This window comes from Anaerobiospirillum succiniciproducens DSM 6400, from assembly GCF_000482845.1.
In the GTDB taxonomy this organism is placed as follows: domain Bacteria; phylum Pseudomonadota; class Gammaproteobacteria; order Enterobacterales; family Succinivibrionaceae; genus Anaerobiospirillum; species Anaerobiospirillum succiniciproducens.
In genome coordinates this window covers 1-26,107 of sequence record NZ_AXWV01000040.1, presented here as the reverse complement: position 1 = coordinate 26,107, position 26,107 = coordinate 1, and the positions used below count along the sequence as shown (strand labels likewise).

Sequence of the window (26,107 nt, the reverse complement as noted above, 5' to 3'; positions counted from 1 at the left end):
CAGGTTAAAACTTGAGGCTGTTTTTGTTTGTGCTGAGCTCATCTAAAGATCTGTATAATCTTTTGCTATGGCCACGTAGCTAGCTGCCAGAGCAAATACATTGCCTATGCACCACAAGAGCTCTACAAGAGCTCTAGCTCCTGTCTTAAACGAGCCAAAGTGCATGGCAAAGATAGCTGCAATGCACTAAATACAGTAAACGGCTAGCAATACTCACAGCACTATCTCATGGATTAAAAAGGACGCGATTAAATGGCATTAACCTGGCATGACATTATTGGTGATCTTAAAGAGACTGATTACTATAAGAATGCTTTAAATGCATATGATGCTGATGTCCAAGCAGGCATTGCTTGCTATCCTCCAAGAAAGGAGATCTTCAATGCCTTTAAGCTCACAGCCTTTGAAGATCTTAAGGTAGTCATTATTGGACAAGACCCATATCATCAAATGGGCCAAGCCATGGGACTGTCATTTTCGGTGAAGCCAGGTATCAAAGTCCCACCATCTTTGCAGAATATCTATAAGGAACTACAATCTGACATTCCTGGATTTGTGATTCCCCAGCATGGCTGCTTAACCTCATGGGCAACGCAAGGTGTGCTCTTATTAAATGCTATCTTATCGGTTCAAGATAGTAAGCCACTTTCTCATGCTAAACGTGGCTGGGAGGTGTTTACCGATGAGGTGATCTCACGCATCAATCAGCATAGCTCTAATGTGGTCTATCTTCTGTGGGGAGCTAAGGCCAAAGCTAAATGCATGAGCGTTGATAGAAACAATAACCTCATCTTAGAAAGCGCACACCCATCTCCACTTTCTGCCTACAATGGTTTCTTTGGTTGCCGCCACTTTTCTCAGGCTAATGCTTATTTGCTCTCCCACGGCAAGACGCCTATCAATTGGCAGTTGCCGCTCACTATGGACACACAAGGCTAAAGCCATTTACGCATGGCCAAACACGCCTATAGCCATTAACGTATAGCCAGGACGGCTACAGCCATTTACGCATGGCTAGGCACGCCTATAGCCATTCATGCCATGCATGAGGGCGGCTAAAGCCCATTAGTTATGTTGGTTTGTGCTAAGACAAGTAAGTTTAGCTAGATAAGCTAAGTGTTAAGTAAGGAGAGGACTTTCTCTTCAATGCGCTTAAGTCCTTTGCCATCGTAGATTTTAAGGCAGTTGTTAGTGAACTCTTGAGAGCGGCTAGAGAGCTTTTTGAGTGCCTTAGATACGGCTCTAATATCGTTGAGCTCATCAAGGCTCAGGGTTAGGCCAATATCATTTTGTTCGACTACGACATCAGCACCTTTTTGATTGTCAGCAATCATAACTCCAGCTGTTGGAATAGCTGAGGCAATACGTTCACGGAACATGCCGCCATAAGCGCCAATAGCCGCATCGTGCTTAAAAAGTAAATCAGCAACATCAGAGCAATGGTGCAGCAGTATAAAGTGTTGTTGATATTGCTTAGGTATGCCTACGCGTACACGCTCCACTATGGTGTCATAGTCTTTATTGGCAGCACCGGCAAGCAGGGTAAAGCAGTATTGTTCGTAGAGCTTACTTTTGATGATAGTGTCAGTAAGATGTAAACAGGCACTAACAGGATCAGCACCACCAAAGCTAATGAAGATACGCTCAAAAGGAAGCGCCTGACCATCAGAACAGCTGCAGTGTTTAGCAAGCGATGAAAGCGATGATGCATCTTTGCCTAAGAGTGCACGGTAGTTAAGTTGTAACTGATGGGCTCCACAAGTACATGGGCTTTGATAGTTAAGATCGTAAAACTCTGGATAGAAACGCTCTTGGGTTAAAGAGTATTGAGAGCCAAGCAAAAGCTCACAGTCGCTATTGCACAGCTTTTGATACTCACTTTCATGAGTGATTAAAGTCTGATCTAAGAGCATATGGCATTGATGAGGTCTATCATAGAGATCATCAACTACAAAGATCTTGCAGTGCTCATAAAGCAATGACTCAAGCGAGCTATCAATTGCATAATCATCAATGATCACTACCTTAGGCAAGTTGCCAATGTTACTCTTGCCAATAAGGTAGTCTGGATGAATCGTTGCTGCAGATGCGCCGGTATAAGATTCAGCTAGATAGCTAAAGATGTCTTCTTTGCACTTAAACTCCAGCACCTCGTCATAATCATTACACATAGGTAAGAGTGCTTTATCAAAAGCATAGACGTACAGACGTAGATAGGCCTTACTCTTGATCTTTGGTAAGAGGCTGCGAATACGCATGAGATGGCCAGTTCCAATTGAGGAGTTAGCACGTAAGATAACGCCAATGACGGGCAATGTATCTCTCTCCATACAAATGGATCTCCTAAAAAAACTAATGTGCAAGAGTAGGGTGAAGTCTAAGTTTTGGCGCGATATCAGCACCTGCCAGAGCAAGAGTAATCATTGCTACAGATAGTAATTTGCTCTAGTGCGGGCGCTTGAATGATAGGTAATGACTATTTAGTCGTAATTGAGCTTCTTAATAGCCTCAGCCAGGATCAGGGCGTATTCCCAATCCTCTGGAGTGTCGATATCAATAACACGGTAGCGAGGCATTTCGTACAGACGGCAGACAAAGTCTTTGTAAGGATCGCGCTTAGCACGCTCAGCTTCGTCTAGGCCTTCATACAAGGTGTACTCAATAGACTTAAAATAGAACTGACCAGCGTCTTGGTAGGCCTTAGGCAAATCCTGAGAGCGCATTGGGATGCACTCAGGCATAACTGGATCAGGAGCACCGTCTTCAGTTTTGTAAAAGCCTCGTTGGAATGGGAAAGGGAACTCGCAGCATGAGAAGAGGTAGTCGACATGAGCTTTATTGAAGATCTCATAGGCCTCTTTTAAATGCTTAGCTGTTAGTAAAGGTGCAGTAGCGTAGATAGTGCAAATAGCATCATAGTCTTTGCCTTGGGCTTTCATCTTGAGATAGGCATCACTAGCAACAGGACCGGTGCCAGTAAAATCATTGGACAGCACCGCATCACGTAAGAAAGGCACAGAGGCACCATACTCACGAGCAACTGATGCTATTGCCTCATCATCAGTAGAGACAATGATGTCAGTAAAGATGCCAGACTCTTTTGCCGCCTCAATGGTATAGGCAATAAGTGGCTTACCTAAGAAATCTTTGATGTTCTTATGTGGAATACGCTTTGAACCACCACGTGCTGGAATAACTGCAAGTAATTTCTTATCCATAAGGTCAACCTTAACGACTCACGTCATACGCCTAAGCGCAGACAATTTCTAGTTCTTAATCACTATGAGAATACTGCCAGATCATAAGAACTAGTAATCAATGTGCCTAGATCTAATAGGGCATAAATACACAAAGCCCTAGATTAGATCTAGGGCCTAACAAGTTTTTGAATGCCTAAGCTTTTTTAGGAGCCAATCTTATCTAAAGCAGCTGCAATGATAGAGCTGATCATGCTCTGATCTACTCGATTGATCTTAGGATGGAGCGGGATCGTTAAGGTATGCTGATAGAAGTACTCGGCACCTTCAAGTAATTCGTTGTACTTGAGCTTTTGATAGTAAGGATGACGATAGATTGGCAGATAGTGAATCTGTGCGCCTACACCCTTTGAGCGGAGGGTATTGTAGATCTCATCACGGTGAGGTACTTGTACCTGATATAAGTGCCAAGAGCTCTCGTAACCCTCAGTATCAGCAACAGGTAGAGTAATGATGGACTTGTCGAGTAATTCTTCATAGTCCTTAGCTAATTGACGACGCTTAGCAAGGAAGCTGTCGATGCGAGCAAGCTGTGATACACCAAGAGCAGCTTGCAGATCTGACATACGGTAGTTGTAGCCAAGATCAATTTGCTCATAGTACCAAGCTGGCATATTTGGTCGCTCCATGAGTGCAGTATCGTGAGTGATACCATGAGCATGGAGTAAGCGTACGCGCTCAGCAATTTTGCGATTGTCAGTTAAAACCGCGCCACCTTCTGCAGTGGTGATGATCTTAACTGGATGGAAAGAGAAGATAACTGCATCAGAGAAGATGGCCTTACCAATGATGTTGCCCTCATAGGTTGCACCAATTGCATGGGAGGCATCTTCAACTAAGTAGAAGTCATAACGCTGCTTAAGGTTTTGCAGAGCACGTAACTCACAAGGACGGCCTGAGAGGTGCACTGCAACTACAACCTTTGGTAGTGGCTTCTTGTTTTGCTCTGCATCTTTGAGCATCTGAGCTAACTTGTTTACGTCAAGATTGCCAGTGTGCTTATCTACATCGATAAAACGTACAGTAGCACCACAGTAGCGGGCGCAGTTAGCTGAAGCGGCAAAGCTGATGGCAGATACCCATACTTCATCTTCAGGACCAACGTCCATAGCCATCATGGTAACGTGCAAAGCTGCAGTAGCACTTGAGGTGGCAATAGCATAGTCTGAGTCAGTGTAGTTGCACAGACTATCTTCAAACTCGGCAACCTTTGGGCCGCAAGTTAAAAAGTCAGAGCATAAGACGCGTTCAACAGCCTTGATGTCCTCATCATTGATGCATTGGGTGCTGTAAGGGATCATAGACTCTCCTAGAAGTCAGCTTTGATACTAGTAGTACATAGCTTGTACGCATATAAGCAATGAGACAAATTCTGATCGCTTGTACGCGCAGATAAAGGGTGGTGTGACCACAAAGCAAAGTGTCTAGCACTGTTGCCACGTAATAATCACATTGCATTAAGAGATTTGCTTTTAGCGCTATGGAAGATTATTAGTGCTGAAAATGCGGTCGTACAAAAGTAAAAAGGGCCCGCATCTAGGATGCTGACCCTTTATAAGAACAAGGCGTCTAAATTAGACGTGCTTGTTTAGCTCAATGAGCTCATCAACTGTCAGATAGTGAGGGTTGTTGAATGAGTTGTATTCAAAGTTGGCCTCAACAGGAGCGCCCTTCTCACCGAGCTTAGTTTCTAAATAGTCAACATCACTATCACCAAAGCGGATGGATGGTTTGATGATAAAGAAGTTATCAAACTCAATAGTGTGCTGGAAGTCATCACGAGGACACATAACCTCATGGATCTTCTCGCCTGGACGAATACCAATGATCTTCTGCTTGATATCTGGACCCATAGCAGTAGCAAGGTCAGTAATGCGAATAGATGGAATCTTTGGTACGAATACTTCACCGCCGTGCATACGTACTAAGTTAGTAAGCACGAATTGAACACCTTGCTCTAAGGTAATCCAGAAGCGGGTCATATTCTCATCGGTAATTGGTAACTCAGTAGCACCATTAGCAATGAGATTACGAAAGAAAGGAACAACTGAGCCACGTGAGCCAGCTACGTTACCGTATCTAACTACAGCAAAGCGCAGATCGCGGTTACCAACTAAGTTGTTACCAGCAACGAAGATCTTGTCGGAGCAAAGCTTGGTTGCACCGTACAGATTGATAGGGTTAGCAGCCTTATCGGTTGATAAAGCAATAACACGCTGAACTTTAGTGTATAAAGCAGCTTCGATAATGTTCTCAGCACCACCAATGTTAGTCTTGATGCACTCCATTGGGTTGTACTCAGCGGCAGGAACTTGCTTAATAGCTGCAGCATGAATAACCACATCAACATCGCGGAAAGCTAAGTACAGACGCTCCTTATCACGAACATCACCGATGAAGAAACGCAGACGGCTTTCATCGCGATACATCTGCTGCATTTCGAACTGCTTGAGTTCATCACGTGAGTAAACAATGACTTTCTTGACAGGATAACGATCAAGAACGGTACGGATAAACTTCTTGCCAAAAGATCCAGTACCACCAGTTACCAAGATGGTCTTGTCCTTAAGAAATTCCGTGATCTTGGATTCAATGTCTAACATCTTTCTTCCTAACAGTTCAGTTGTATACGTTTATGCAGTAGTGCAATGAGTCTGTGCATTTAATGGCCGCAGCGACAATTAAATCGCAATTACGGCCGCATGAAGTGCATATTAAACCTGGCATGTGCTTATTAAGCCAGGCATGTACATATTAAACCTGGCATGTACATATTAAGCCTGGGCGCTGATGCCGTATTTCTTCATCTTTTCAATGAGAGTGGTTCGACGGAGGCCTAAGGTCTCTGCTGCTTTAGCCACTACGCCATTGGTTTGCTCTAAGGCTTGTTTAATCATGGAGATCTCGATGTCCATGATCATATCCTTGAGGTTGACACCATCAGAGCTTAAGCGAGGAATGAAGGCCTGAGCCATGTCCTCTTCATCACGAATAACTGGCAGATCAGGGAGCTCAGCACGCTTTTGCGCAGCTTGCTCACTATCTAAGTCACTTGCAACTAAGGACTCGTCGAAGTCCATGTCGAAATTATCATCAACGCTGTCAAATTCGTCAGTGCAAGTAAATGCCTCAAGCAGAGCCTCACGCTCAGCTACTGGATCATCCTGGATTTGATCGCCACGATACTTGGCTGGGAGATCGCTAATATCGATTACTTCATTTGGATGGAGAATCAGCAAGCGCTCAACTAAATTGGACAGCTCACGCACATTACCTTTCCACTCGTCCTGCATTAAGGTAAGCATAGCGCGTTGAGTGAAACGAATAGTGGTGTGCTGCTCCTTGCCATGACGGTTAACTAATTCTTGGATAAGAATTGGAATGTCGTCAGTACGCTCACGCAGAGGTGGAGTTTCAATTGGGAAAACGTTCAGTCGATAGAACAAGTCCTGACGGAAACGCTTCTCTTCAACCATGGTCTCTAAGTTTTGGTGAGTAGCTGCAATAACACGTACGTTGGCATTGATGATCTTGTTAGAGCCTACACGGGTAAACTTGCGTTCTTGAAGTACACGCAGCAGCTTTACCTGCATAGCAAACGGCATATCACCAATTTCGTCTAAGAAAAGCGTACCACCCTCAGCAAGCTCGAAACGACCTTCACGAGTAGCAAATGCACCAGTAAATGCGCCTTTCTCGTGACCAAATAACTCAGACTCTAAGAGCTCGCCTGGAATCGCACCGCAGTTTACAGGTACGAAAGGCTTCTTAGAGCGGTTTGACATGTCGTGAATTGCACGAGCAACTACTTCTTTACCAGTACCTGACTCACCTAAAATCAGAACGTTGGCATCAGTAGGCGCTACTTGTTCAATGAGACGACGAACAAGACAGATAGCATCGCCACGACCAACCAGTCGCTTAATGAGAGCGCCACGACGACCATCGGAGCGGCCTGACAGACGGCTCATGGTCTTAAATGACTGGCTATAGTGCAGCAGCTGAACTAATTCATCATAGGTAGGTTCTTCGGTAAGACGACCAATGTAGTTTGCGTCTTCCTTACCAGTTGGGACGAACTCAGCATCGCAAATGATGAAAGCAGTACGGTTGTACTTAGGTATGATGCGGCTAATAGTAGCCTTGCCATCTAAATCACCTAAGATACATGCATCCACAGACTCAGAGGATGAGTCGAGGTAAGACAGACAGTCTTCGACTTCACCTGTTTGAGTTGCTGCACCGAGGAAACTGAAGATAGTTTCTAAAGCCTGACGCTTATCTTGGTTATGCTCGATGATAAGAACGTTGCCTGAAAACTGCATATTCCCGCCTTATGTTAGGCACTAAATGAAGCGACCAAAGTAGTGGACAAATAAGTCATATCACAGGGTTAAAAAGGATATGGCATCTAAAAGCACTTACTTTAAAGTCGGCTACAATCGTTAAGATCTCAAAAAAAAGAGGCACTAATTTGCCAGATCAAATGATGAGATCTATACACAATAGTCCAAAGCTCAATACGAGTTATCTGCCTTATTACAAAGGGCCATAAAGTCTTTTGACTCTCTTAAAGACTTTATGACTCTCAATCCAATATGCACACTTATCAAGAGATGATAAAGGTGCTAGTTGGTGTGTTCATGTATCGAGTCATGCTTAGGGACTTAAGTTAAGCATGGCTGCCTCTCCAAACGCTTGTTGACTATAAAGTAGATAAGTCGGCGTTAAAGCAATCTGCAGACTACAAAGAAGATCCGTAAACCCTAGATCTTGAAGACGAACAATAAACTCTCGCACACGAGCTCAATTTATATATCAGCACTATACATAAGAGAAAAAGTTCGCATGGAACTAAGTAGCTGCAAAAACTCGATCTCAAACGTTAGTCCTAGCTAATAAAAACTATGGAACTACTCGTTTAAGGCAGAATTTTTACAAGTGCCTATGATACGCCATTTTGAGATGAATTTGGCAGTATTTTGACGGACTGTCAAAAAATCTGTTGGCGCTAAAACACCTGAAAATAGCTCGATCATTATTAAATGATCTCCACTAAAGCTCATGTTATGTGCATAACAAATGCGTTGAAATTCGGATCTTAACTAGATATGCCTGGTATACAAGTAATATCTAGGATGAATCAACTTCGTCACCATAATCGTTCAAAAATTTTTACCCTATGCATCATTGTGAAACGATAGATCTCTGATCAATCTCACACTTTGTTTTACATCCAATGTAAATTAGAACATGTAACTGCACCAAACCCGCCCGATCTTAGCTCTACCTAACTACTAAACCACCATCCTCAAAGCGCAACCCCATGATCCTCGCGCCACAAATTTTTAACAGTTTCGTTCTACAAACGCAGCCAATTATCGAGATGTCTGATCCCACGACCCATACATATATAAGTAGAGGGTAGCAACTAAAGAACTCACGATCCCTAAGAAGCGAGCTATCCATATATAAGTAGAAGGTAGTAACTCAAGATCTCACGATCCCTCAGTAGCGAGCTCTACATATAAAAGTAGAAAGTAGCAGCTCAAGATCTCACGATCTCTCAGTAGCGAGCTATCCATATGTAAGTAGAAAGTAGCAACTCAAGATCTCACGATCTTGAAGCATCGCGATCTTAAGATCTTTAAGCTATAAGATCGCAAGATCTTTGAGGTCGTAAAACTGGCGATCGCTGATCCTATATAAAAGAAAAAGCATTGATGCTTCTACATAAGATCAGAAGGATGTCGCATATAAATAAGGTTATATAGCGATCGTCAAAAAGCATACACCAAGATCGCAACAAGGTTTTGGTGATTACTGAGATCGTAAGATCTCACGATCGCGGATCATGACTTGAAAGAGAGATACATAAATGTGGATCGCAAATTTGTGGCGATCTTAATCGGCAGATCTTGAGATCGCGCAGTACGCCTATTGAGGCCTGTGATCCTTGGGCGGTGATCTCTGATCCTTTGTCAAATGATCTTTAGCATCAAATCATGAGTGAAATAGGGGTGTAAAAAGGCTGTCATGCCTAGCTCATGAATGCGATATTTATGCGGTTTAAAAGCGTCAAAAAGCCTATGGCATATAGGTTGCACAAACACTAAAAAATATCCTAAATCGTGTCTCACAAATGGCTTATTTATAAGCTTTTATAAAGATTTGACACAAGGATTTTGTGCATGGGTTTGAAAAATTAACTGCACAAAAAAGCTTTAGGACTTCAAGATTTTTAGGTTAGTGAAGTAATAGACGGTAGACGTTATGGATGCTGGTTTACAAAAAGCTAAGGCTGATTTAGGCCTGCTCGCAGATACACGTGGCTTAAACAAGCTGCGCTCTTTGGGCAACGGTACTAATAAACAAAAGGCCGAAGCCCTGTACATGGCTGCCCAACAGTTTGAATCACTCTTGATGCAATACTGGGTTGATGGCATGCGTTCTACCAATGAGGAAATCAACCCTGATTCTCCTCTGCGTAGTAAGTACTCTGGATTCTTCGATGACATGCTTGCTCAGCAGCAAGTTGGTGCCATGGTTCAGGGTAACGCATCTGGCGGTGCATCAATTAACAAATCTTCTATTACTTATCTCATCACTAAGCAGTTTGCTAGAACTCTGGGTGATGAGGGTAAAGCCCTCATGGCAGAACTTGAAGGTCGTCCATATGAACCTACTAAGGTTACTAGGATGCCAGGCGGCATGATGCCAATTAATGGCCCTGATGCCAAGTTCTACAACTACTCAGAGGACTCATTGCGTCCTATTGTCAAACGTCCATCAGAAATGTTTGCCGCCGCTAAAGGCAAATCTGCTGAGCAGGCAACAGTTAACAACCTCAATCAGGTTTATTCATCACTTCCTGATCAAAGTGAAATGCGTGACTTCAACTCTCCAGAGGATTTTGTGGAGAAGATGATGCCTTATGCAGTTAAGGCAGTTGAGGGTATTGGCATGAACCCATTAGTTTTAGTGGCTCAAGCAGCACTTGAGACTGGATGGGGCAAACATGTGCCGTCTGGCAATAATTACTACGGCATTAAGGCTGGCCGCTCATGGACAGGAATGACTCAGGATCTTGATTCTGACGAGTTTGAAAACGGCGCAATGGTTAAGCGTAACTCCCGATTTAGAGCCTATCCTTCGGTGCTTGAGAGCATGAAGGACTATGTTGCCTTAATCACTGGCAATGATCGTTACTCAAAAGCTGCCGGCAAGAGTTTCGATCCTGACAAATATTTTGATGAGATTCAGGCGGCTGGATACGCTACGGATCCGCATTATTCCGCCAAACTCAAAAATATTTCACGCCAAATCGCATTTATGGCATACAAATAGCATTAAGGTTTATCAAGAGAATTTAATCTCGGCTTGAACAGGGCCGCAGTTGAAGGAATTAGGTCTATGCTCGATTTGTTACAGACTGGTAAGTATGGTGTACTTACCCAACAGAAGCTTTTAAACACCACCTCGAACAACATCAATAACGTCAATACTCAGGGTTATACTCGTCAAGAGACCCATGTCTATACAAGCACTATTGATTGGGGTGTAGGCAGCACTGTAACACGCCGTATGTACGACAAGTACGTACAGCGCGAGATGTTCCGTGACCAAGGCAATGTAGGTTTCTATGATGCTTTTGCTACTGGCTTAAGCACAGTTGATAGCATGCTGTCCAACAAGGACACATCTATCAACAGCAAGCTCGACTCCCTGTTCACTTCAATGGAAGCAGCTGTTCAGAACACTACTTCTGTTGCAAGCCGTCGTGAGCTGTTAACTCAGTTCCAAACTATTGTAGACCGTTATAACACCCTCAACTACAACATCCGCAATCAGATCACTGATATCAACAATAAGGTTGATGATACTGCTGCTGAGATTAATAACCTCGTTAGGGGTTTATACGAAGTTAACAAGCAGGTTGCTAAGTTAGGCTCAGCCGGTCTGCAGTCTGATATTGGTATGCAGTTGGTTGACGAGCGTGACCGTTTAGTTGACGCAATTTCTAACTTAGTAGACGTTCAGGTTACTACTGAGGATGACGGTTCATTCAGCCTTTACTTAGGTAATGGCCAGTTACTCGTAAACCACGACACTTACGGTACTTTACAGGTTAACCAGCACCCTGCTGATCCAACCCGTAAAGAGGTAGGTTTATACTTCAATACTCCATCAAAGACTAAGATTGAAGTAAGCCATGCTCAGTGGGGCGGCAAGTTAGGTGGTTACTTAGCAGCATCTGATCAGATGCGTCAGGCTATGCGTGAGCTTGGTCAGAACGCATTAGCTTTTGCTGATGCTATGAACGAGCAGAACCGTGGTGGTATCACCATGACTGGTTTTGCAGGCGATGACTTAATCACCATCCCTAAGGTTCCAGCATGGTCTAGCAATGATGCATTTTCTATGACTGTAACCTTTGATCGTGGTGCAGGTGAGCAGATTCACTCAGCCGATTACCGTATTACTTGGGATAACACCACAAATCCACCTAACCCTCAGTTATGGATGACGGATGCATCTGGAGTAGAGACTCAAGTTCAACTCGATGCAGGCGATATCACTGCAGATGCTCAAGGTAATATGGTTATTAAGCCAAAGGGGCATGGTGTAACTTTTAGCTTCAACCGCTCTCATACTGACATAGCTGCTGCTGATGTTGAGTTCCGTGCACAGCCTACATTTGATGCTGCATTCCAAATTAAGTGCAACATCACCAAGCCTGAAGACTTTGGCTTTGCATCTGCAATTCGTACCAATGTAAACAAGCACCCTGGTAATGCAACCCCAACATTAGTTGGTGTTACTCAGATGGGTACAGGTGCAAATGTAGCAGGTGAAGAAGGTTTAGGTTTATATATTGATCCTACCACTAAGAAGCCAATGCTTAAGGATGATGCACCTAACTTCGTTCGTTTTGAAAAGGATCCAAATAATCCTCAGGCTCCTGGTCAATATGTTATCTACCACAAAGATAATGCAGGACAGCTTACTAAGTTAGGTCATGTAGATGCAGACGGCTTTAATGGTCAGAACATTTTTGAAAATGCTACCTGGAATAATCCAGCAAGGCCAGCTGGATATCCTGGTTATGAAGTAAGCTTTGTAGGCACTGTTGAGAATGGCTCAAGCTTTGATATTGAGATCAATACTGACGGTATTAATGACAACTCAAACGGTAACCTCTTAGCAGGCTTAAAGCAGGAAGAGCTGGTTTATAGCTCTGACGGCGTAAAGGTTTCATTTACTGAAGACTATGCTGACTTAACCTCATCTGTAGGTTCAGCTGTTATGTCAGCCGCAACTGACCTGAAAGCATCTCAGGCCAAGTGCGAGCAAAGCCAGAATTTATACTACTCAGTGGCTGGCGTTAACCTCGATGAAGAGGCTGCCAACCTTATTCGTTTCCAGCAATCATATAGTGCTTGTGCACGCATTATTAGCGCTTCACAAACCATTTTTGATGCTCTGATTAATGCTGTTTAAGGAGAATTGAGATGCGTGTTTCAACTACTATGCAGTATAGGAACCATCTAAATTACTTACAGGGACACAACTCCCGTTTAGATCTGGCTTCCCAAGTTTACAACACTGGTAAGAAGTTCCAGACCGCAGGTCAAGATCCTGGCGGCATGTCTGCTCACATGAAGTATGAAGCAGATATTGCTTCTTACAAGCAGTACACTCAGAACTCAAAGATTGTTGCTGACACTTTCGCTCAGGAAGAAACAGCATTAGGTCAGATCTATGACGCTTTAAGCTCTGTTCAGACACGTTTGATTCAGGCTATTAACGGCACTTTAGATGATGGATCTCGTGCAGCTTTAGCTGAGGATATTAAGCAGGTTCGCGATCAGATGTACAATCTGATGAACACCAAGAATGCAGAGGGTGAGTTCATCTTCTCTGGTGCTCAAAGCTCTAAGCCTACTTACATTATCGATCCTACTGGTAAGTATGTTTGCCAGGCTGACGGTTCAAATAAGTATGTGAATGTATCACCTACTCTAACCATTCAGTCAAATGATAGTGGTCTCAATATCTTTGAGAACACTAACTTAGCTAATGACTTTAAAATGACCGGTAAGGATCAAGACAAGTATCTTGGTACTGTTAGAGACTACGATCAGTTTAATACATTCTTTAAAGAGAACTTTAACGGCAATACTGCCGGTAATCCACCTGGCATTAAGGACAACCGTTTCAAGATCGAAGTTCTCAAAGATGGTAAGACATTTACTGTTACTGATAATGACGGTAATGCTATTCCTCCATTTGATAAGGCCCCTGGCGAAATCAAGGACGGAAAGATTAACGTTTTTGGTATGCAGTTTGAGCTGAAGGACGGAACACAGGCCCCTCAGCCAGGTGATAAGGTTAATATTATCTTAGAGGCTCCAAAGCAGGATAACATCCTTAATCAGCTTACTGATATTGCTAATGCTCTCTTAGTTCCACAGGATGAGTACGGTCCTAATAACATCGTAAGCAGCTCTCATGATCTGACTCGTCAGGTTTCTAAGATGCAGGAAAACATCAGTATTGCTAAGAAGCAGGTTGATACTTTCCGTGGTATGGTTGGTGCTCGTGGTGCAAACATTGATGCTATCATCAAGTCCAACGAGTCTATCCATGACATCAAGAAAGAGTCTGATGCAAACGTAGTTGAAGCTGATGCTTTCACTGCAGTATCTGATCTCATGCAGGCACAGGCTGCGCTGCAAGTAGCACAGCAGTCATACCAGGTTGTTCACTCAGCAACCCTGTTTGACTTCATGAGATAAGAACTAAAAGTTTCTATCTAAACAGAGGCGAGCCTTAGTGCTCGCCTTTGTCGTTTTAGGCGATCAAACTTGTTTAAAACGTCCTAGCATCCTATCTGAATCTTCTGTGATCTTCTGAATAGCAGATCTGTTTTATTCGGTGATTTGATACAGTGATCTTTGGGACTAGTGATCTGTTTTAGGCATTGCAGAGATCCTGTGATCTAATGTATTGGTGAGCTGTTTTATGTGGTGCTGAGATCCTGTGATCTTAGGGATTGGCGATCTGTTTTATGTGGTGCTGAGATCCCGTGATATTAGGGATTGGCTAACTGTTTTATCTGGTGCTGAGATCCTGTGATCTTTTGACGCTATGATCCTTGTGGAGTGAGGGCTGCGTGGTGTGGTCGTGTGTTGCTGTGTAAATGTTGCTGTGTTTATTATTGAGATGACTCAGAAACGAAAGGTGTAATGTTTCATAAGATTTGATGAACATGTAAAAATGTTTTGATAATGATAGGTAGATCAACTTTTTTGCATGATATTGTTGAATGGTTGGGCAGATGATGTTTGCTTCTCATAAATCTGATAATTATGAGAAAGCGTTGAGGGTATATTGGCTTAAGTGTCGGGAAAATGCTTGCACTAGTTGGATTCTTTCTTGCAATTAAAGAAGTGCTATTGCAGTGCATAACAAACAAATCTGTGTTGTATCGAGCAAAAGTGTAAGGTCGATCATGTATAATCGCTCAACAATTTTTACGGCGATTTGCTGGAAAGCTAAGTAAGTTTTCAAGATCATCACTGTACATATGCCAACTTTTGTAAGTCCTTGGTTTGATATTTACCAAATATCTATGACTAAAGAACTTAGTGTCTATTACTTAGATACAGCGCTGACGTGATCTTTGTGGCTCATAGAAACAAGCAAGGTATATTTCTTACTAAGAGAGCTTGAAGTATCAATGCCATGAAACATAACCTACATAAGGTTTATACACGCCGTACTCATGTTATGCAGATCACAATGATGCATAAACAATCAAGTTAATACGTGATGGTTTTCAATAAATAGCATTGTAAACCGATATAGAATTATGAAAGGGTATTACTCTTTATAAACGACTTGTTTATCTTGTTAGAACAAGGCGAGTAACATTCTTTCTATTGCGTTAAACGTAGACACCTACTGTAGTTATTTATGCTACATGCCTATATGAAGATACTGCTTAATTCTTGGCAGTGGTCTACATATAGCTTATACGCATACACTAGTTACTGCCGCTAATTTTTAGAACGGCAAGACTTGTTTCTCTTATGTTTGAAACTTCAATTATGGTGTTCTCACATAAGACCTTTAAGGTGAATCACTGTAGGTTCAATGACATATCGTCATCATGTATTTACACGGTTAAAAGCCGACTCTTAGATGTTTTCAATTCCTAAGTCCGAAAGCATCTAGAGTAACGATCAGTAGAGTAAATCTGAGCAGATACAGAAGTGGAGAGTAGTTGCTATAGCAACTAGCAGCCTTTGTTGCACTGATCCCTTAACTGATATCTCTTATCGATACTATGATCGCTTTCGGCCTGTTTAAGGTTTGCTAAGCAGAGATTCATGCAGTTTCACTAACTAAGGAACTTCATGCTGCATGAACGGTATTAGGATAGAGGACTCAAAAATGGATTTTTCAAGTGTAGTAAAAACTGACCTTAGTGTCAGGAACACCCTGGATGCCAAACGTAAAAGCCTTCCATCAGCTCCTGAGGCATCTAAAGTACATGACAGCAAAGATGCTCCTGTAAATGAAGCTAAGAAGGTTGATGTTTCTTCAGCTCTCTCAGCTCTCAACAAGACTAATGCTTGGAAGCAAGAATCTGTATCCGATAAGGCTGCAGAGCGTAGCACTCTGCGTGCTAATGAAAGTGAGCAGCAATCTCGTATCCGTCAAATGCGCGAAGAGGCCGCTCTTGAAGACAGAGAAGAGCAGATTGAAGAGGCAAGAGACAAGGCTAAAGAAGTCATTGACTCACTGAACATGAAGCAGGTAGCACTGCGCTTTGATACTGCTGAAGATTATGACAATGCACGCGTAATTAACGTAGTTGATGCTAAGTCCAATGAAGTCATTCGTCAGATCCCATCAGAGGAGTTCTTACGCGTCTCAGCAGCTATTGCAAAGTATGAGCAGCGTATTGCGCACGACGAAATGACCCAAGATCCTTCTCTCAAGGCCTATGGTGTTGACAGCAAGAACGTAAATGAGTCCCTACGTGGTGCTGTATTAGAGACTACTGCCTAAAGAGTATAGATCTACAAAGTCTAACTACCGTTTGTGTAATAACTACATTAGGTGTAAAGAGGCCTTGGTATCAACCTGGGCCTTTTTTGTTTTTTGGCCATATTGCTTATAAAGGTTGTAGCTAGTACGTTATTATGAGTAAGAGGTTGTATTGTCGATAACGAGCAAAGATAAGATCACAAGTGAATTTGTCGTGATCTAACCTCAATTTAAGCAGTTTGGCAAAGCTGTTGCTAGAAGATAGCAAGATTTTGTATCAATAATGAGCTTGGCCGTAGCATTAAAAGTCGCTAACTTTCCCGTATAATAAGGCGCGAACGAGTGTGACTAAGCAATCATTTTGGCTCAAGTTCGTAGTCTTTGCATAGCCTACACTAGATGTGTATGTTAAAATCATTCAGTTGAGTGATACCGCAATTGCCGCAGTAACATAGGCGTGGCAGATAGGTATACGAAGATAGAAGATCTCGTATCAGTTGCGGTTTTGAATGCACTGACTGTGTTTATAACTGTTTCTCTCGCAGATAGGTGTGCCGTCATGTGCATCAAAGATTTTGCGGACGAATAATATAGGAGAATGAAATGTACGGACGTAACCTTAAAGCTTACAATCGTACAAAGCTTGAAGCTGAGCTCCTCGTAGCCTCCCCTCACCGCGTTACTCAGATGCTGTTTGAGGGTCTTATCGAGCGTTTAAATCAGGCTAAGGGCCATATTGAGACCCGTGATCCTGCAAAGAAAGCAGAGTTCATCGGCAAGGCTATGGGTATTCTCAATGGTCTTCAAGGTGCTGTAGATCCAAGCTATGATCCTGAGCTCGGTAACCGCATTATTGGTTTATATGATTACATGAAAGATCGTCTCAACGATGCCAACATCAACGATGATATTGGTGCTATTGATGAGATCATCCGTCTGATCACTCCAATCAAAGAGGCTTGGGATAACATTCCTGACGACATCAAGGAAGAGCAGAACAAGGCTATTACCGAGAAGTTTGAAAGCATCGACGAGCAGCAGCGTGAGCGTAACCGTAAGGGCTATGCATACGACTAAGCCATTCGTTAATGGACTTCATGAAAAAAGGGAAGACTTCGGTCTTCCTTTTTTGTTTGTGGGGTCAGCAATTAATGGTATATGTGGCTGCAGAAATTAATGGTATCTGCAGCTGCAGTAATTAATGTTAGCTGTAGCTGCAGCAATTAATGTTTGCTGTGGCATCAGACTTTGTTTAAAGCTTTAGGCATTAAAAAAGCCCGCTGTGCAAGCATAGCGGGCTTTTTTATGGGCATGGCCTAGAGCCATGAAGATTGTTCTTCTTATCTACTAATTATATAGTGTGAACAGAGAAGGTGTTGGTGATACCGGTAGGAACCAGAGCACCGTTAACCATGCAGATGGTGTCACCCTTCTTAGCCAGACCGGTCTCTAAAGCGATCTTCTTGCCGAGCTCGAAGAACTCATCGGTAGACTCGATGCGGTTAACAACCTGTGGGATAACGCCACGAACTAAGCAAAGCTGACGAGCAGTCTTCATGTGTGGAGTTAAGGCTAAGATGTGGGAAGTAGGGAAGTACTTACGCAGAGCCTTTGGAGCATTGCCGTGCTCAGTAGCAACAACGATTAACTGACCACCTAAAGTCTCGGTAGCCTCAACAGCAGCTAAGGAAACAGCCTCAGTAGTGTTGAGATCCTTGTGGCGGTAGTCAACACGTGCCTGAACTTCGCGGTCAGAACGACGGCAGATAGTAGCCATGGTTGAAACAGCCTCTAGAGGATACTTACCCTTAGCAGACTCACCAGAGAGCATAACAGCATCGGTACCATCAAGAATAGCGTTAGCAACGTCGCCTGCCTCAGCACGAGTAGGACGTGGGTTCTTGATCATGGAGTCGAGCATCTGGGTTGCAGTAATAACTGGCTTGCCAACCTCGTTGCAGCGCTTGATCATGTGCTTCTGGTGGAAAATAACTTCCTGAGCTGGAATCTCAACGCCTAAGTCACCACGAGCAACCATGATACCGTCAGCAGTAGCTAAGATATCTTCGAAGTTATCGATACCTTCCTGGTTCTCGATCTTAGCAATGATCTTGATCTCGCTGCCGCCGTTAGCGTCTAAGAAGTTACGGATGTCCTGTACGTCCTGACGGTTACGGGTGAAAGAAGCAGCAACGTAGTCAACGTTACGCTGAATACCGAAAAGGATGTCTCTCTTATCGTGCTCAGATAAGAACGGCATAGAGATGTGGGTGTTTGGAAGGTTAACGCCCTTCTTCTCACCTAAGGTGCCGTTGTTCATAACCTCACAGAAAACTTCGGTATCGGTGGTGCTTAAGACCTTTAATGCGATTAAGCCGTCATCAAGCAGAACGATGTCACCTTCGTTTAAGTCACGTGCTAAGTCTTCGTAGGTAACAGCGATACGCTCACGGTTGCCGATAACAGTGCTATCGGTAGTGATGGTGATCTTCTGACCAGTTACAAGCTGAATGTCCTGACCATTTTCTAACTTGCAGGTACGGATCTCTGGGCCACGAGTATCGAGCAGAACGGCAAAGATCTTACCGGTCTCTTTCATGATGGCTTCTAAGTTGGTAATACGGCCACCGTGCTCTTCAAAGTCACCGTGTGAGAAGTTTAAACGCATTACGTTCATACCAGCGTTTAATAAAGACTCAAGAACCTCACGCATTTCGGACTTTGGACCGATGGTGCAAACCATCTTAGTTTTCTTCAGCACTTAAAATACCTCGTAACGAGAAAGAAATAATTCAACTAATTTTCGGGTGCTGATTATAGCAAAGGAAAAGCAAAGAACAGGTTAAGAACAGTCAAAAGTGATAAAAAATTTTTTTCTATTACAGTATTTTATAAAGTCAGTTAACTAAATCTTTGATATTCCTATAAAGCTGATTTATTTGCGTATTATGTGCCTGGATCCAAGTAGCCAAGCATCGGGCTTTGTGAGGGGGTAGAGCTTAAATTTGCGCTTTCTTGCGCTCAAAACGGCTTTTAGGCCAACTTTAGGTGATAATTGAAAGATAGCTCACAGAAATTTGGAAAAATCTGTGTTTTAGCAAAATTTTCATAAGTATTACTTATGGATTATGGTTATAAAACCTTATATATAAGCCAAATGATGTAAAAAGAAATACTTCAAATTTTGAGTTTCACTTTGGTAATTGCTGTGTAAGCATACTTGTCGTACAGGCTGACATACAAGTCAGATCATGAGGCAAATTAAGTGTAGATGCGCTTTGGCTTGTGTTTGAGGCAGTATGTTTCTGCTACAGATAGATAGTTGTGATCGTATGAATACATGGCTTCAGCTTTTGAAGCATGACTGTGTTGGTTGTTAAAGCGCTATGAAGTTCAATGATGATGAGCTGTTGTGGCTAATAAGAGATCTTATATTGCTAAGAGAAGAGGGTGAGGATAGGGCTAGAAAGACTTTGGCATTTGCTACCTGATGCTTCGGTATAAAGGTGGGGTAAATAGGCACAAATACAAAAGGCACAAAAGCAAATAGCTCACAAGAAAAGGGCACAAAAACAAAAGGCGCAACCAAAATGGAAGCGCCTTTTGTTTTCAAATCAAACGATTAAATCGTTCTTATCTTAGAAGAGCTTTGCGTAAGCAGCTAAGATTAAGAAGAAAGAACCGAATGAGAAGAAGCATGCTGCACCGTAGAACACATAGTGGTGTAACTTAGTGGTGTGAATACCAACATCGTGGAGGGAGTGGTATAAACGGTGGAAGCAGTGGAAGAACATGGTGAATAAAACCACGAACAGGATGAGACCAACGATCCAGCTGCCGAAGATTGCCTTGGCCTGTTCAAAGTTTAATAAACCAGAGGTTAAGTCTGGTGATGATAAACCAGCTGCTAATAAGATTACTAAAACAGCAGGTAATACCATAGCAACGGTCATACCGCCGGCACCGAATAATAACCAGAAAATTGGCTCATCGGAACGTACTGGCTTTTGCATGATGATTACTCCCGAATTACATGCTGGCGAAAGCAGCAATTAAGATAACAAGAGTAGCACCGCCCATTGCAGCGTATAAAGCGCCAACAACAGCAGTTTCAGGTACTAACTCAGTAGTGTTCTTGTTCATGAATACACGAACAGCCTTAGGCATAAGAGCAAACCAAGTTACAGCATGGAATACGCTAGCGCCTAATACGGCAACGTTAAGTAACATTACCAGTGGGTGGGCTAAGAATGAATTAACATACCAAAGCCATGGGGCTGCTGATTCAACAGTAGCAACTTCACCGCTGAAGTCGCACAGTACGAACATGAACACGCCTAACATGATCTCAAGTGCGCCGAAAAGGGCTGCAGCAGCAGTACCTTCACGGAGCATGTAGCGGAAGTAGAACGGATTCTTTGTCCACCAAGTAGCCTCAAACTTAGGATTGTAAGGCTTGCGGTAATTCTTTACATCGCTCATTGTTTTACTCCGGCTTGAACATTCTGATGACGTAGTCGGTAGCACTCATCTTCTTGCCCAGCTGAATTGCAGAGCTTGGATCTACGTGCTTAGGACAAACCTCGGAGCAGTAACCAACGAAGGTACAACCCCAAACACCTTCCTCAGCTGAGAGGTAAGGTAAGCGATAAGCCTGACCACCGTCGCGGTTGTCGATGTTGTAACGATATAACAGGGTTAAAGCGGCTGGGCCGATGAACTCCTTGTTAATCTTGTACTGAGGGCAAGCTGCATAGCAGCAACCGCAGTTAATGCACTGAGCAAACTGACGGTAAGCTTCCATCTGCTGAGGAGTCTGCTTGTAAGCCTGGTTTAATGGCTTGTTCTTGTCCTTCTCAGCTGGGATGATGTAAGGCTTAATGCGCTCAATCTTCTCAATGAGATCGGAGATGTCAACAACGAGGTCGCGCTCGATTGGGAAGTTATCAAGTGGAGCGATCTTGAGCTCTTTGCCCTCGTAGTCACGTAAGAAGGTCTTACATGCTAAGTGAGGAACACCGTTAACCATCATACCGCAAGAACCGCAAACGGCCATACGGCAAGACCAACGGAAAGAAAGGCTTGGCTCGAAGTGATCCTTGATGTAGAACAGAGCCTCGAGAACTGAAGTCTCGTGGATGTAAGGAACGTCGAAAGACTGCTCCCATGGCTTCTCGTCATGCTCCGGACGGTAGCGGAGGACGGTAACCTTCATAGTCTTTTGCTGTGGTGACATTATTACTTAGCCTCCTGCTCTTTCTTTGCCTTTGCAGCTTCTGCAGCTTCAGCTTCAGCGCCGTATACACGCTTAGCAGGCTGGAAGGTGGTGATCTTAACTTCGCTGTAGGAAATATCTGGCAGACCAGTTTCCTTGTTGTAGATAGCAAGAGTGTGCTTGAGGAAGTTCTTGTCGTCACGCTCTTTGTATGCACCATCTGGACCGTCTAAGCGCTGGTGGGAACCACGAGACTCTTTACGGTTGATAGCAGAGTGAACCATGGTCTCAGCACAGTCTAAGGTGTAACCAAGCTCAATTAAGTTCATCCACTCGGTGTTGAATACGCGGCTACGATCGGTTAAGCGAACGTTAGGCAGACGCTTGCGCAGACCCTTCAGGACATCGATAGTCTCCTGCATGGTCTCCTGCTCACGGTAAATACCAACGCCCTTTTCCATGCTCTCGCCCATCTCAGTACGGATCTTGTACTGTGACTCATTGCCCTGAACATCGAATAAGGATAATGCACGAGCCATAGCAGCTTCAGCCTGACGGTCGAGCTCCTTAGAGTCGTGAGCCTTAACCTCGTGTGCGCGCTGTGCAGCAACGTCACCAGAGAGCTTACCGAATACAACGGTCTCAACGAGAGAGTTGGAACCTAAGCGGTTTGCACCGTGGATACCAACGGAAGCACACTCACCGGCAGCGTATAAGCCTGGCATACGGGTAGCGGTGTTGCCATCAGTCTCAATACCACCCATGGTGTAGTGAACTACTGGGCGAATTGGGATAGGCTGCTTAACTGGGTCTACACCTGAGTAGGTCATAGCCAGTTCGCAAATCATTGGGAGACGCTCGTGTAAGTACTTCTCACCTAAGTGGGTCAGGTCTAAGTGAACTGCCTCACCTAAAGGATACTTAATGGTGCGGCCCTTACGTGATTCCTGCCAGAAAGCCTGGGAAACACGGTCACGTGGACCTAATTCCATGTACTTGTTCTTTGGCTGACCAACTGGGGTCTCTGGGCCAAGACCGTAGTCTTGGAGGTAACGGTAGCCGTCCTTGTTGTACAGAACACCGCCCTCACCACGGCAACCTTCGGTCATTAAGATACCGCAGCCAAGAAGGCCGGTTGGGTGGTACTGAACGAATTCCATATCACGGATAGGTACACCGTGACGGTAAGCTAAGGAGATACCGTCGCCAGTTACGATGCCACCATCGGTGTTGAAGATGTAAGCACGGCCTGCACCGCCAGTAGCGATAATTACAGACTTAGCATTGATCTGACGGAATACACCGTTCTGCAGATCATAAGTTACAACACCACGGCACTCACCATCTTCAACGAGTAAGTCTAAAACGAAGTGCTCGTCAAAACGCTCGATTGATGGGAACTGAACGGAGGTCTGGAATAAGGTATGGAGCATGTGGAAGCCGGACTTATCAGCGGCGAACCAAGTGCGTGGTACCTTCATACCGCCGAAACGACGTACGTTAACGTCGCCGTCATCCTTACGTGACCATGGGCAGCCCCAGTGCTCTAACTGGAACAGCTCTTCAGTGGTGTGACGAACGAAGTATTCAACTACGTCCTGCTCGCACAGCCAGTCACCGCCAGCAACGGTGTCCTCAAAGTGCTTCTGGAAAGAGTCATCATCACGAACTACACCAGCTGCACCACCTTCTGCAGCCACAGTGTGGCTACGCATTGGGTAAACCTTTGAAATAAGTGCAACGCGAAGCTTTGGATCTGCTTGAGCAACTGCGATAGCTGCACGTAAGCCAGTACCACCAGCACCGACGATTGCAACGTCAGCTTGAATTTTTTCCACGTGTATCTCCTAAGCCTTGAGTGTGTTATCGCACCGCGATAAACCACCCGGCAAACAGCAAAAATCGTGATTAATATATCACAAGAGGATACATATTTTCTCGCGTAAAACCTAAGTACGATCACGAAAATGGATACACATAATGAACCAGATTCTAGATATGCAACCGAGGTCATTTTTTTACCTCTTGTAGAGGCAAAAAACTGTTTACACGAGTCAGTAAAATGATAACTAAGTTGTGTCTCTTAATCATCAGATTTGCAAGCCCAGACCTTTCGGCGTAGTCCTGATTTGGGTGTCAATGATCTAAAGCTTATTGATTAGAAAAACGGGCCACATCAAGTTGTTTAACCCTTTGAGTTCTAGAGCTTAGAGCAAGACAAAATCGGTTACTAACATACAAGCGTCACATTAGTTTAAGTTAAGGGGGCTTAACTACAGCAATCTAATGTGTTTGTAAGCATATGGTTGCTCGTAGCAACACTGCTTTACTAAAGGAACAACCGCTGAAAAGTCAGGATTTGCACTTGAGAGTTTTGCTATCAACTCAACAAATAATTTGTCAGTTGCAGCAAGGCTCCTGGTAAGCTGCAGTTTTGATCGATGTCTTCAACTGCATAACTCATTAAGCCTGATAAGGGAAGCTATGTGCCTTAGCAAGTAGCTTCGGTTATCTTAAGTCCAAATGAATCTGGGTATTCTAACCTGAATAGTTTAGTGCTTGAGAACTTGGATCCCAAAAATGCGATGTTGCTATACAAATTTTTGCGTGACAGACGCGCACCAGAGTAATTGCAAGTGCTTAAGTACAATCAAATGATTGAATAAGAACAATTAAAGCTACATAAATTACAGCTCATAAGACGACTTTAGTAGCTTTTAATACAACCTCTAAATCATGGTGATCTTTAAAGCCGTAATTTGTGTTGATCTAATGCAATGGACTCATGTCCTAAACTGTTAGTCTCTCCAAGCCTAGCATGTGAGCTTACTTATTAGGATTGATTAAGCAATGCTTACACGGTTTTAAGTAATGAGTTACCAATAAGACTTTCACTTTTGTAAGTGTATTGATCTAATAAAAGTATGCTGAGTTAACAGTGGTCACGATCTTAATCGGAGGTGATCTAAAGAAACGGTGATCTTGAGCCTATTGGCGATCTAAAAATAAAGCTATATTCATAGCCTACTGATCTTCAAAGAATGAGTGATCTTTTATTGGGGTGGCTCATTTCAAGGTGGCGATCTTAAACGCTCGTATGGGGGTGAGATCTTAAGGTAGAAAGGGGATGGAGGAGGTAGCAGGATGGAGCTTGGCGGTGAATGTAGAAGAATGGATCTTGGCGGGGGATGTAGCGCAATGGAGCTTGGCAATGCCCAAGATCTCTTAGCTGAGATCTTGGGAAACTTACATGTAAGGAAGCTAAATTAGCTATTTGCGAGAGCTGTATTAGCGATCATAGGCTGACCCATCTTCACAACGGCACCTGAGGTGATTGATGAGTGAAGATCGCCGCCTTGTACTGGCCATAAAGTAATAACGGTAGAGCCGAACTTGAAGTGTCCGATCTCATCACCACGCTTGTATCTAAGATCCTTATCAGCGTAGTTCTTGATCTCAATACCGCTGCGACGGACTACGGTACCATCCCATACAGTGCCAATAGAACCAACCATTGCAGCACCAACCATGATGACAGCCATTGGGCCTAATTCGGTTTCAAAGATACATACCAAGCGCTCGTTCTTGGTAAAAAGATCATCCATATAAGAGACGTTGCGACGACCAACAGGGAAGTGACGACCTGGAATATGAATGGTACGTAAGAGCTTGCCATCTACTGGCATATGGATACGGTGGTAGTTAGCTGGTGAAAGGTAGGTACAGCAGAACATACCGTTTTCAAATAAGTCACTATCTTCTTTAAGACCTCCAACTAAGGCACGTAAAGAGTAGTCAATGCCCTTAGCTTGGATGAGACGGCCAGACTTAATAGTAGCTGCTTGCCCAACAGTACCATCTACAGGAGATACTGCTTTGCACTCACTTTCAGAGGCGATAGGGCGTGCATCTTCCTTAAGTTTACGGATAAAGAATTCGTTAAAGGTTTCGTAGCTCTTTAAATCAGGATTAGCGCATTCTTCAAGATTGATCTTATAAGTAGTCACAAACTTTTTAATGAGCCATTGAGTGAAACCACCCATCTTTGCATCGGTAAGCTTAGATGAAAGAAAGGTTAAAGTAGAGAGTGGGGTAAGGTACTCAAAGACCTTTAAGATTAGACCGAACATGTAAGTTCCTCAAAATGTTCTCAAGTGGCAAATGGTAATCTGTAAGCGTACTCATCTACATGTTTGAGTAGGGGACGAGATTCATTTGCACGTCTTAAGCCACATAATTAATCAGATTTGTAGGAGCAATTAACAGTTTTGAAAAATATAGATAAATGTGTTATTATACATTTATTATGAGCACATATAAGATTGGACAATTTGCTAAATTGGTACGCCGTACCCCAGCTACGATCCGACGTTGGGAGGCTGAAGGTAAAATAGCTAGTAAACGCCTGCCTTCTGGACATAGGTATTTTGATGATTCAGACTTGCGCGCAGTGATGGGCGTTAAAGCTGAGCATAGAAATACAGTTGTCTATTGTAGAGTCAGTAGCAAGGGGCAAAAGCAAGATTTAGAGCGTCAACTTGAGTCCATGCAGATTTGGGCACTTAGCAGTGGTACA

General features: G+C 43.6%; 18 protein-coding genes. 7 read left to right on the top strand and 11 right to left on the bottom strand.

All coding sequences use genetic code 11. The features are described 5' to 3' along the window. The first annotated feature begins 252 nt into the window (after nucleotides 1-252). Nucleotides 253-939 carry a uracil-DNA glycosylase gene (gene ung, locus H524_RS0106765; protein WP_027939675.1) on the top strand — a complete coding sequence of 229 codons (687 nt, stop codon included), beginning with the start codon at nucleotides 253-255 and terminating at the stop codon, nucleotides 937-939. A 173-nt stretch (nucleotides 940-1,112) separates the two neighbouring features. Here the strand turns inward: ung and H524_RS0106760 are convergent, their stop codons facing one another. The 5 genes from H524_RS0106760 to H524_RS0106740 all read right to left on the bottom strand — a co-directional run bounded on the left by H524_RS0106760 (nucleotide 1,113) and on the right by H524_RS0106740 (nucleotide 7,582). After that, nucleotides 1,113-2,330, bottom strand: coding sequence for a hypothetical protein (locus tag H524_RS0106760; RefSeq protein ID WP_027939674.1), 1,218 nt, complete (start codon nucleotides 2,328-2,330; stop codon nucleotides 1,113-1,115). A gap of 150 nt (nucleotides 2,331-2,480) precedes the next feature. After that, nucleotides 2,481-3,218 (bottom strand): pseudaminic acid cytidylyltransferase, encoded by a 738-nt coding sequence (gene pseF / locus H524_RS0106755; protein WP_027939673.1) that lies wholly within the window; start codon nucleotides 3,216-3,218, stop codon nucleotides 2,481-2,483. Nucleotides 3,219-3,403: 185 nt separating this feature from the next. After that, nucleotides 3,404-4,558 (bottom strand): UDP-4-amino-4,6-dideoxy-N-acetyl-beta-L-altrosamine transaminase, encoded by a 1,155-nt coding sequence (gene pseC / locus H524_RS14690; protein ID WP_044121676.1) that lies wholly within the window; start codon nucleotides 4,556-4,558, stop codon nucleotides 3,404-3,406. A gap of 273 nt (nucleotides 4,559-4,831) precedes the next feature. Next, a complete protein-coding gene (gene pseB / locus H524_RS0106745) occupies nucleotides 4,832-5,860 on the bottom strand; it encodes a UDP-N-acetylglucosamine 4,6-dehydratase (inverting) (RefSeq protein WP_044121674.1) in 1,029 nt (342 codons plus the stop codon). Nucleotides 5,861-6,031: 171 nt separating this feature from the next. Next, entirely contained in the window at nucleotides 6,032-7,582 is a 1,551-nt protein-coding gene (locus H524_RS0106740; RefSeq protein WP_027939671.1) for a sigma-54 dependent transcriptional regulator, read from the bottom strand. Nucleotides 7,583-9,530: 1,948 nt separating this feature from the next. Here H524_RS0106740 and H524_RS16515 point away from each other — a divergent pair. From H524_RS16515 to fliS, 5 genes are all read left to right on the top strand, one after another. Next, the gene (locus H524_RS16515) at nucleotides 9,531-10,604 is read left to right on the top strand and encodes a glucosaminidase domain-containing protein (RefSeq protein ID WP_052338957.1); all 1,074 of its coding nucleotides are present in this window, start codon (nucleotides 9,531-9,533) and stop codon (nucleotides 10,602-10,604) included. Nucleotides 10,605-10,670: 66 nt separating this feature from the next. Next, nucleotides 10,671-12,758, top strand: coding sequence for a flagellar hook-associated protein FlgK (gene flgK, locus H524_RS0106730; protein ID WP_027939670.1), 2,088 nt, complete (start codon nucleotides 10,671-10,673; stop codon nucleotides 12,756-12,758). Nucleotides 12,759-12,769: 11 nt separating this feature from the next. Further along, complete coding sequence (flgL, locus tag H524_RS16510; protein WP_052338956.1) at nucleotides 12,770-14,056, top strand: flagellar hook-associated protein FlgL; 1,287 nt, start codon at nucleotides 12,770-12,772, stop codon at nucleotides 14,054-14,056. Nucleotides 14,057-15,716: 1,660 nt separating this feature from the next. Beyond that, nucleotides 15,717-16,337 (top strand): flagellar protein FlaG, encoded by a 621-nt coding sequence (locus H524_RS0106720; RefSeq protein ID WP_027939669.1) that lies wholly within the window; start codon nucleotides 15,717-15,719, stop codon nucleotides 16,335-16,337. A 582-nt stretch (nucleotides 16,338-16,919) separates the two neighbouring features. Further along, entirely contained in the window at nucleotides 16,920-17,393 is a 474-nt protein-coding gene (gene fliS, locus H524_RS14675; RefSeq protein WP_044121673.1) for a flagellar export chaperone FliS, read from the top strand. A 274-nt stretch (nucleotides 17,394-17,667) separates the two neighbouring features. On the opposite strand, the gene pykF is transcribed toward fliS, so the two are convergent. The 6 genes from pykF to asd form a co-directional block, all read right to left on the bottom strand. Continuing rightward, nucleotides 17,668-19,074, bottom strand: a complete 1,407-nt coding sequence (pykF, locus tag H524_RS0106710; RefSeq protein WP_027939668.1) for a pyruvate kinase PykF — start codon at nucleotides 19,072-19,074, stop codon at nucleotides 17,668-17,670. A gap of 880 nt (nucleotides 19,075-19,954) precedes the next feature. Then, the gene (frdD, locus tag H524_RS0106700) at nucleotides 19,955-20,329 is read right to left on the bottom strand and encodes a fumarate reductase subunit FrdD (RefSeq protein ID WP_027939667.1); all 375 of its coding nucleotides are present in this window, start codon (nucleotides 20,327-20,329) and stop codon (nucleotides 19,955-19,957) included. A 16-nt stretch (nucleotides 20,330-20,345) separates the two neighbouring features. Beyond that, the gene (locus H524_RS0106695) at nucleotides 20,346-20,798 is read right to left on the bottom strand and encodes a fumarate reductase subunit C (RefSeq protein ID WP_027939666.1); all 453 of its coding nucleotides are present in this window, start codon (nucleotides 20,796-20,798) and stop codon (nucleotides 20,346-20,348) included. Nucleotides 20,799-20,802: 4 nt separating this feature from the next. After that, nucleotides 20,803-21,552 carry a succinate dehydrogenase/fumarate reductase iron-sulfur subunit gene (locus tag H524_RS0106690; protein ID WP_044121671.1) on the bottom strand — a complete coding sequence of 250 codons (750 nt, stop codon included), beginning with the start codon at nucleotides 21,550-21,552 and terminating at the stop codon, nucleotides 20,803-20,805. A 2-nt stretch (nucleotides 21,553-21,554) separates the two neighbouring features. Beyond that, nucleotides 21,555-23,369, bottom strand: a complete 1,815-nt coding sequence (gene frdA, locus H524_RS0106685; protein ID WP_027939664.1) for a fumarate reductase (quinol) flavoprotein subunit — start codon at nucleotides 23,367-23,369, stop codon at nucleotides 21,555-21,557. 1,428 nt (nucleotides 23,370-24,797) lie between these two features. Beyond that, entirely contained in the window at nucleotides 24,798-25,661 is an 864-nt protein-coding gene (asd, locus tag H524_RS0106675; RefSeq protein ID WP_027939663.1) for an archaetidylserine decarboxylase, read from the bottom strand. Between the two features lie 176 nt (nucleotides 25,662-25,837). Between asd and H524_RS0106670 the strand changes: the two genes are divergently transcribed. Beyond that, on the top strand, nucleotides 25,838-26,107 hold a 270-nt coding region (locus H524_RS0106670; RefSeq protein WP_044121678.1), incomplete at its 3' end, for a MerR family DNA-binding transcriptional regulator.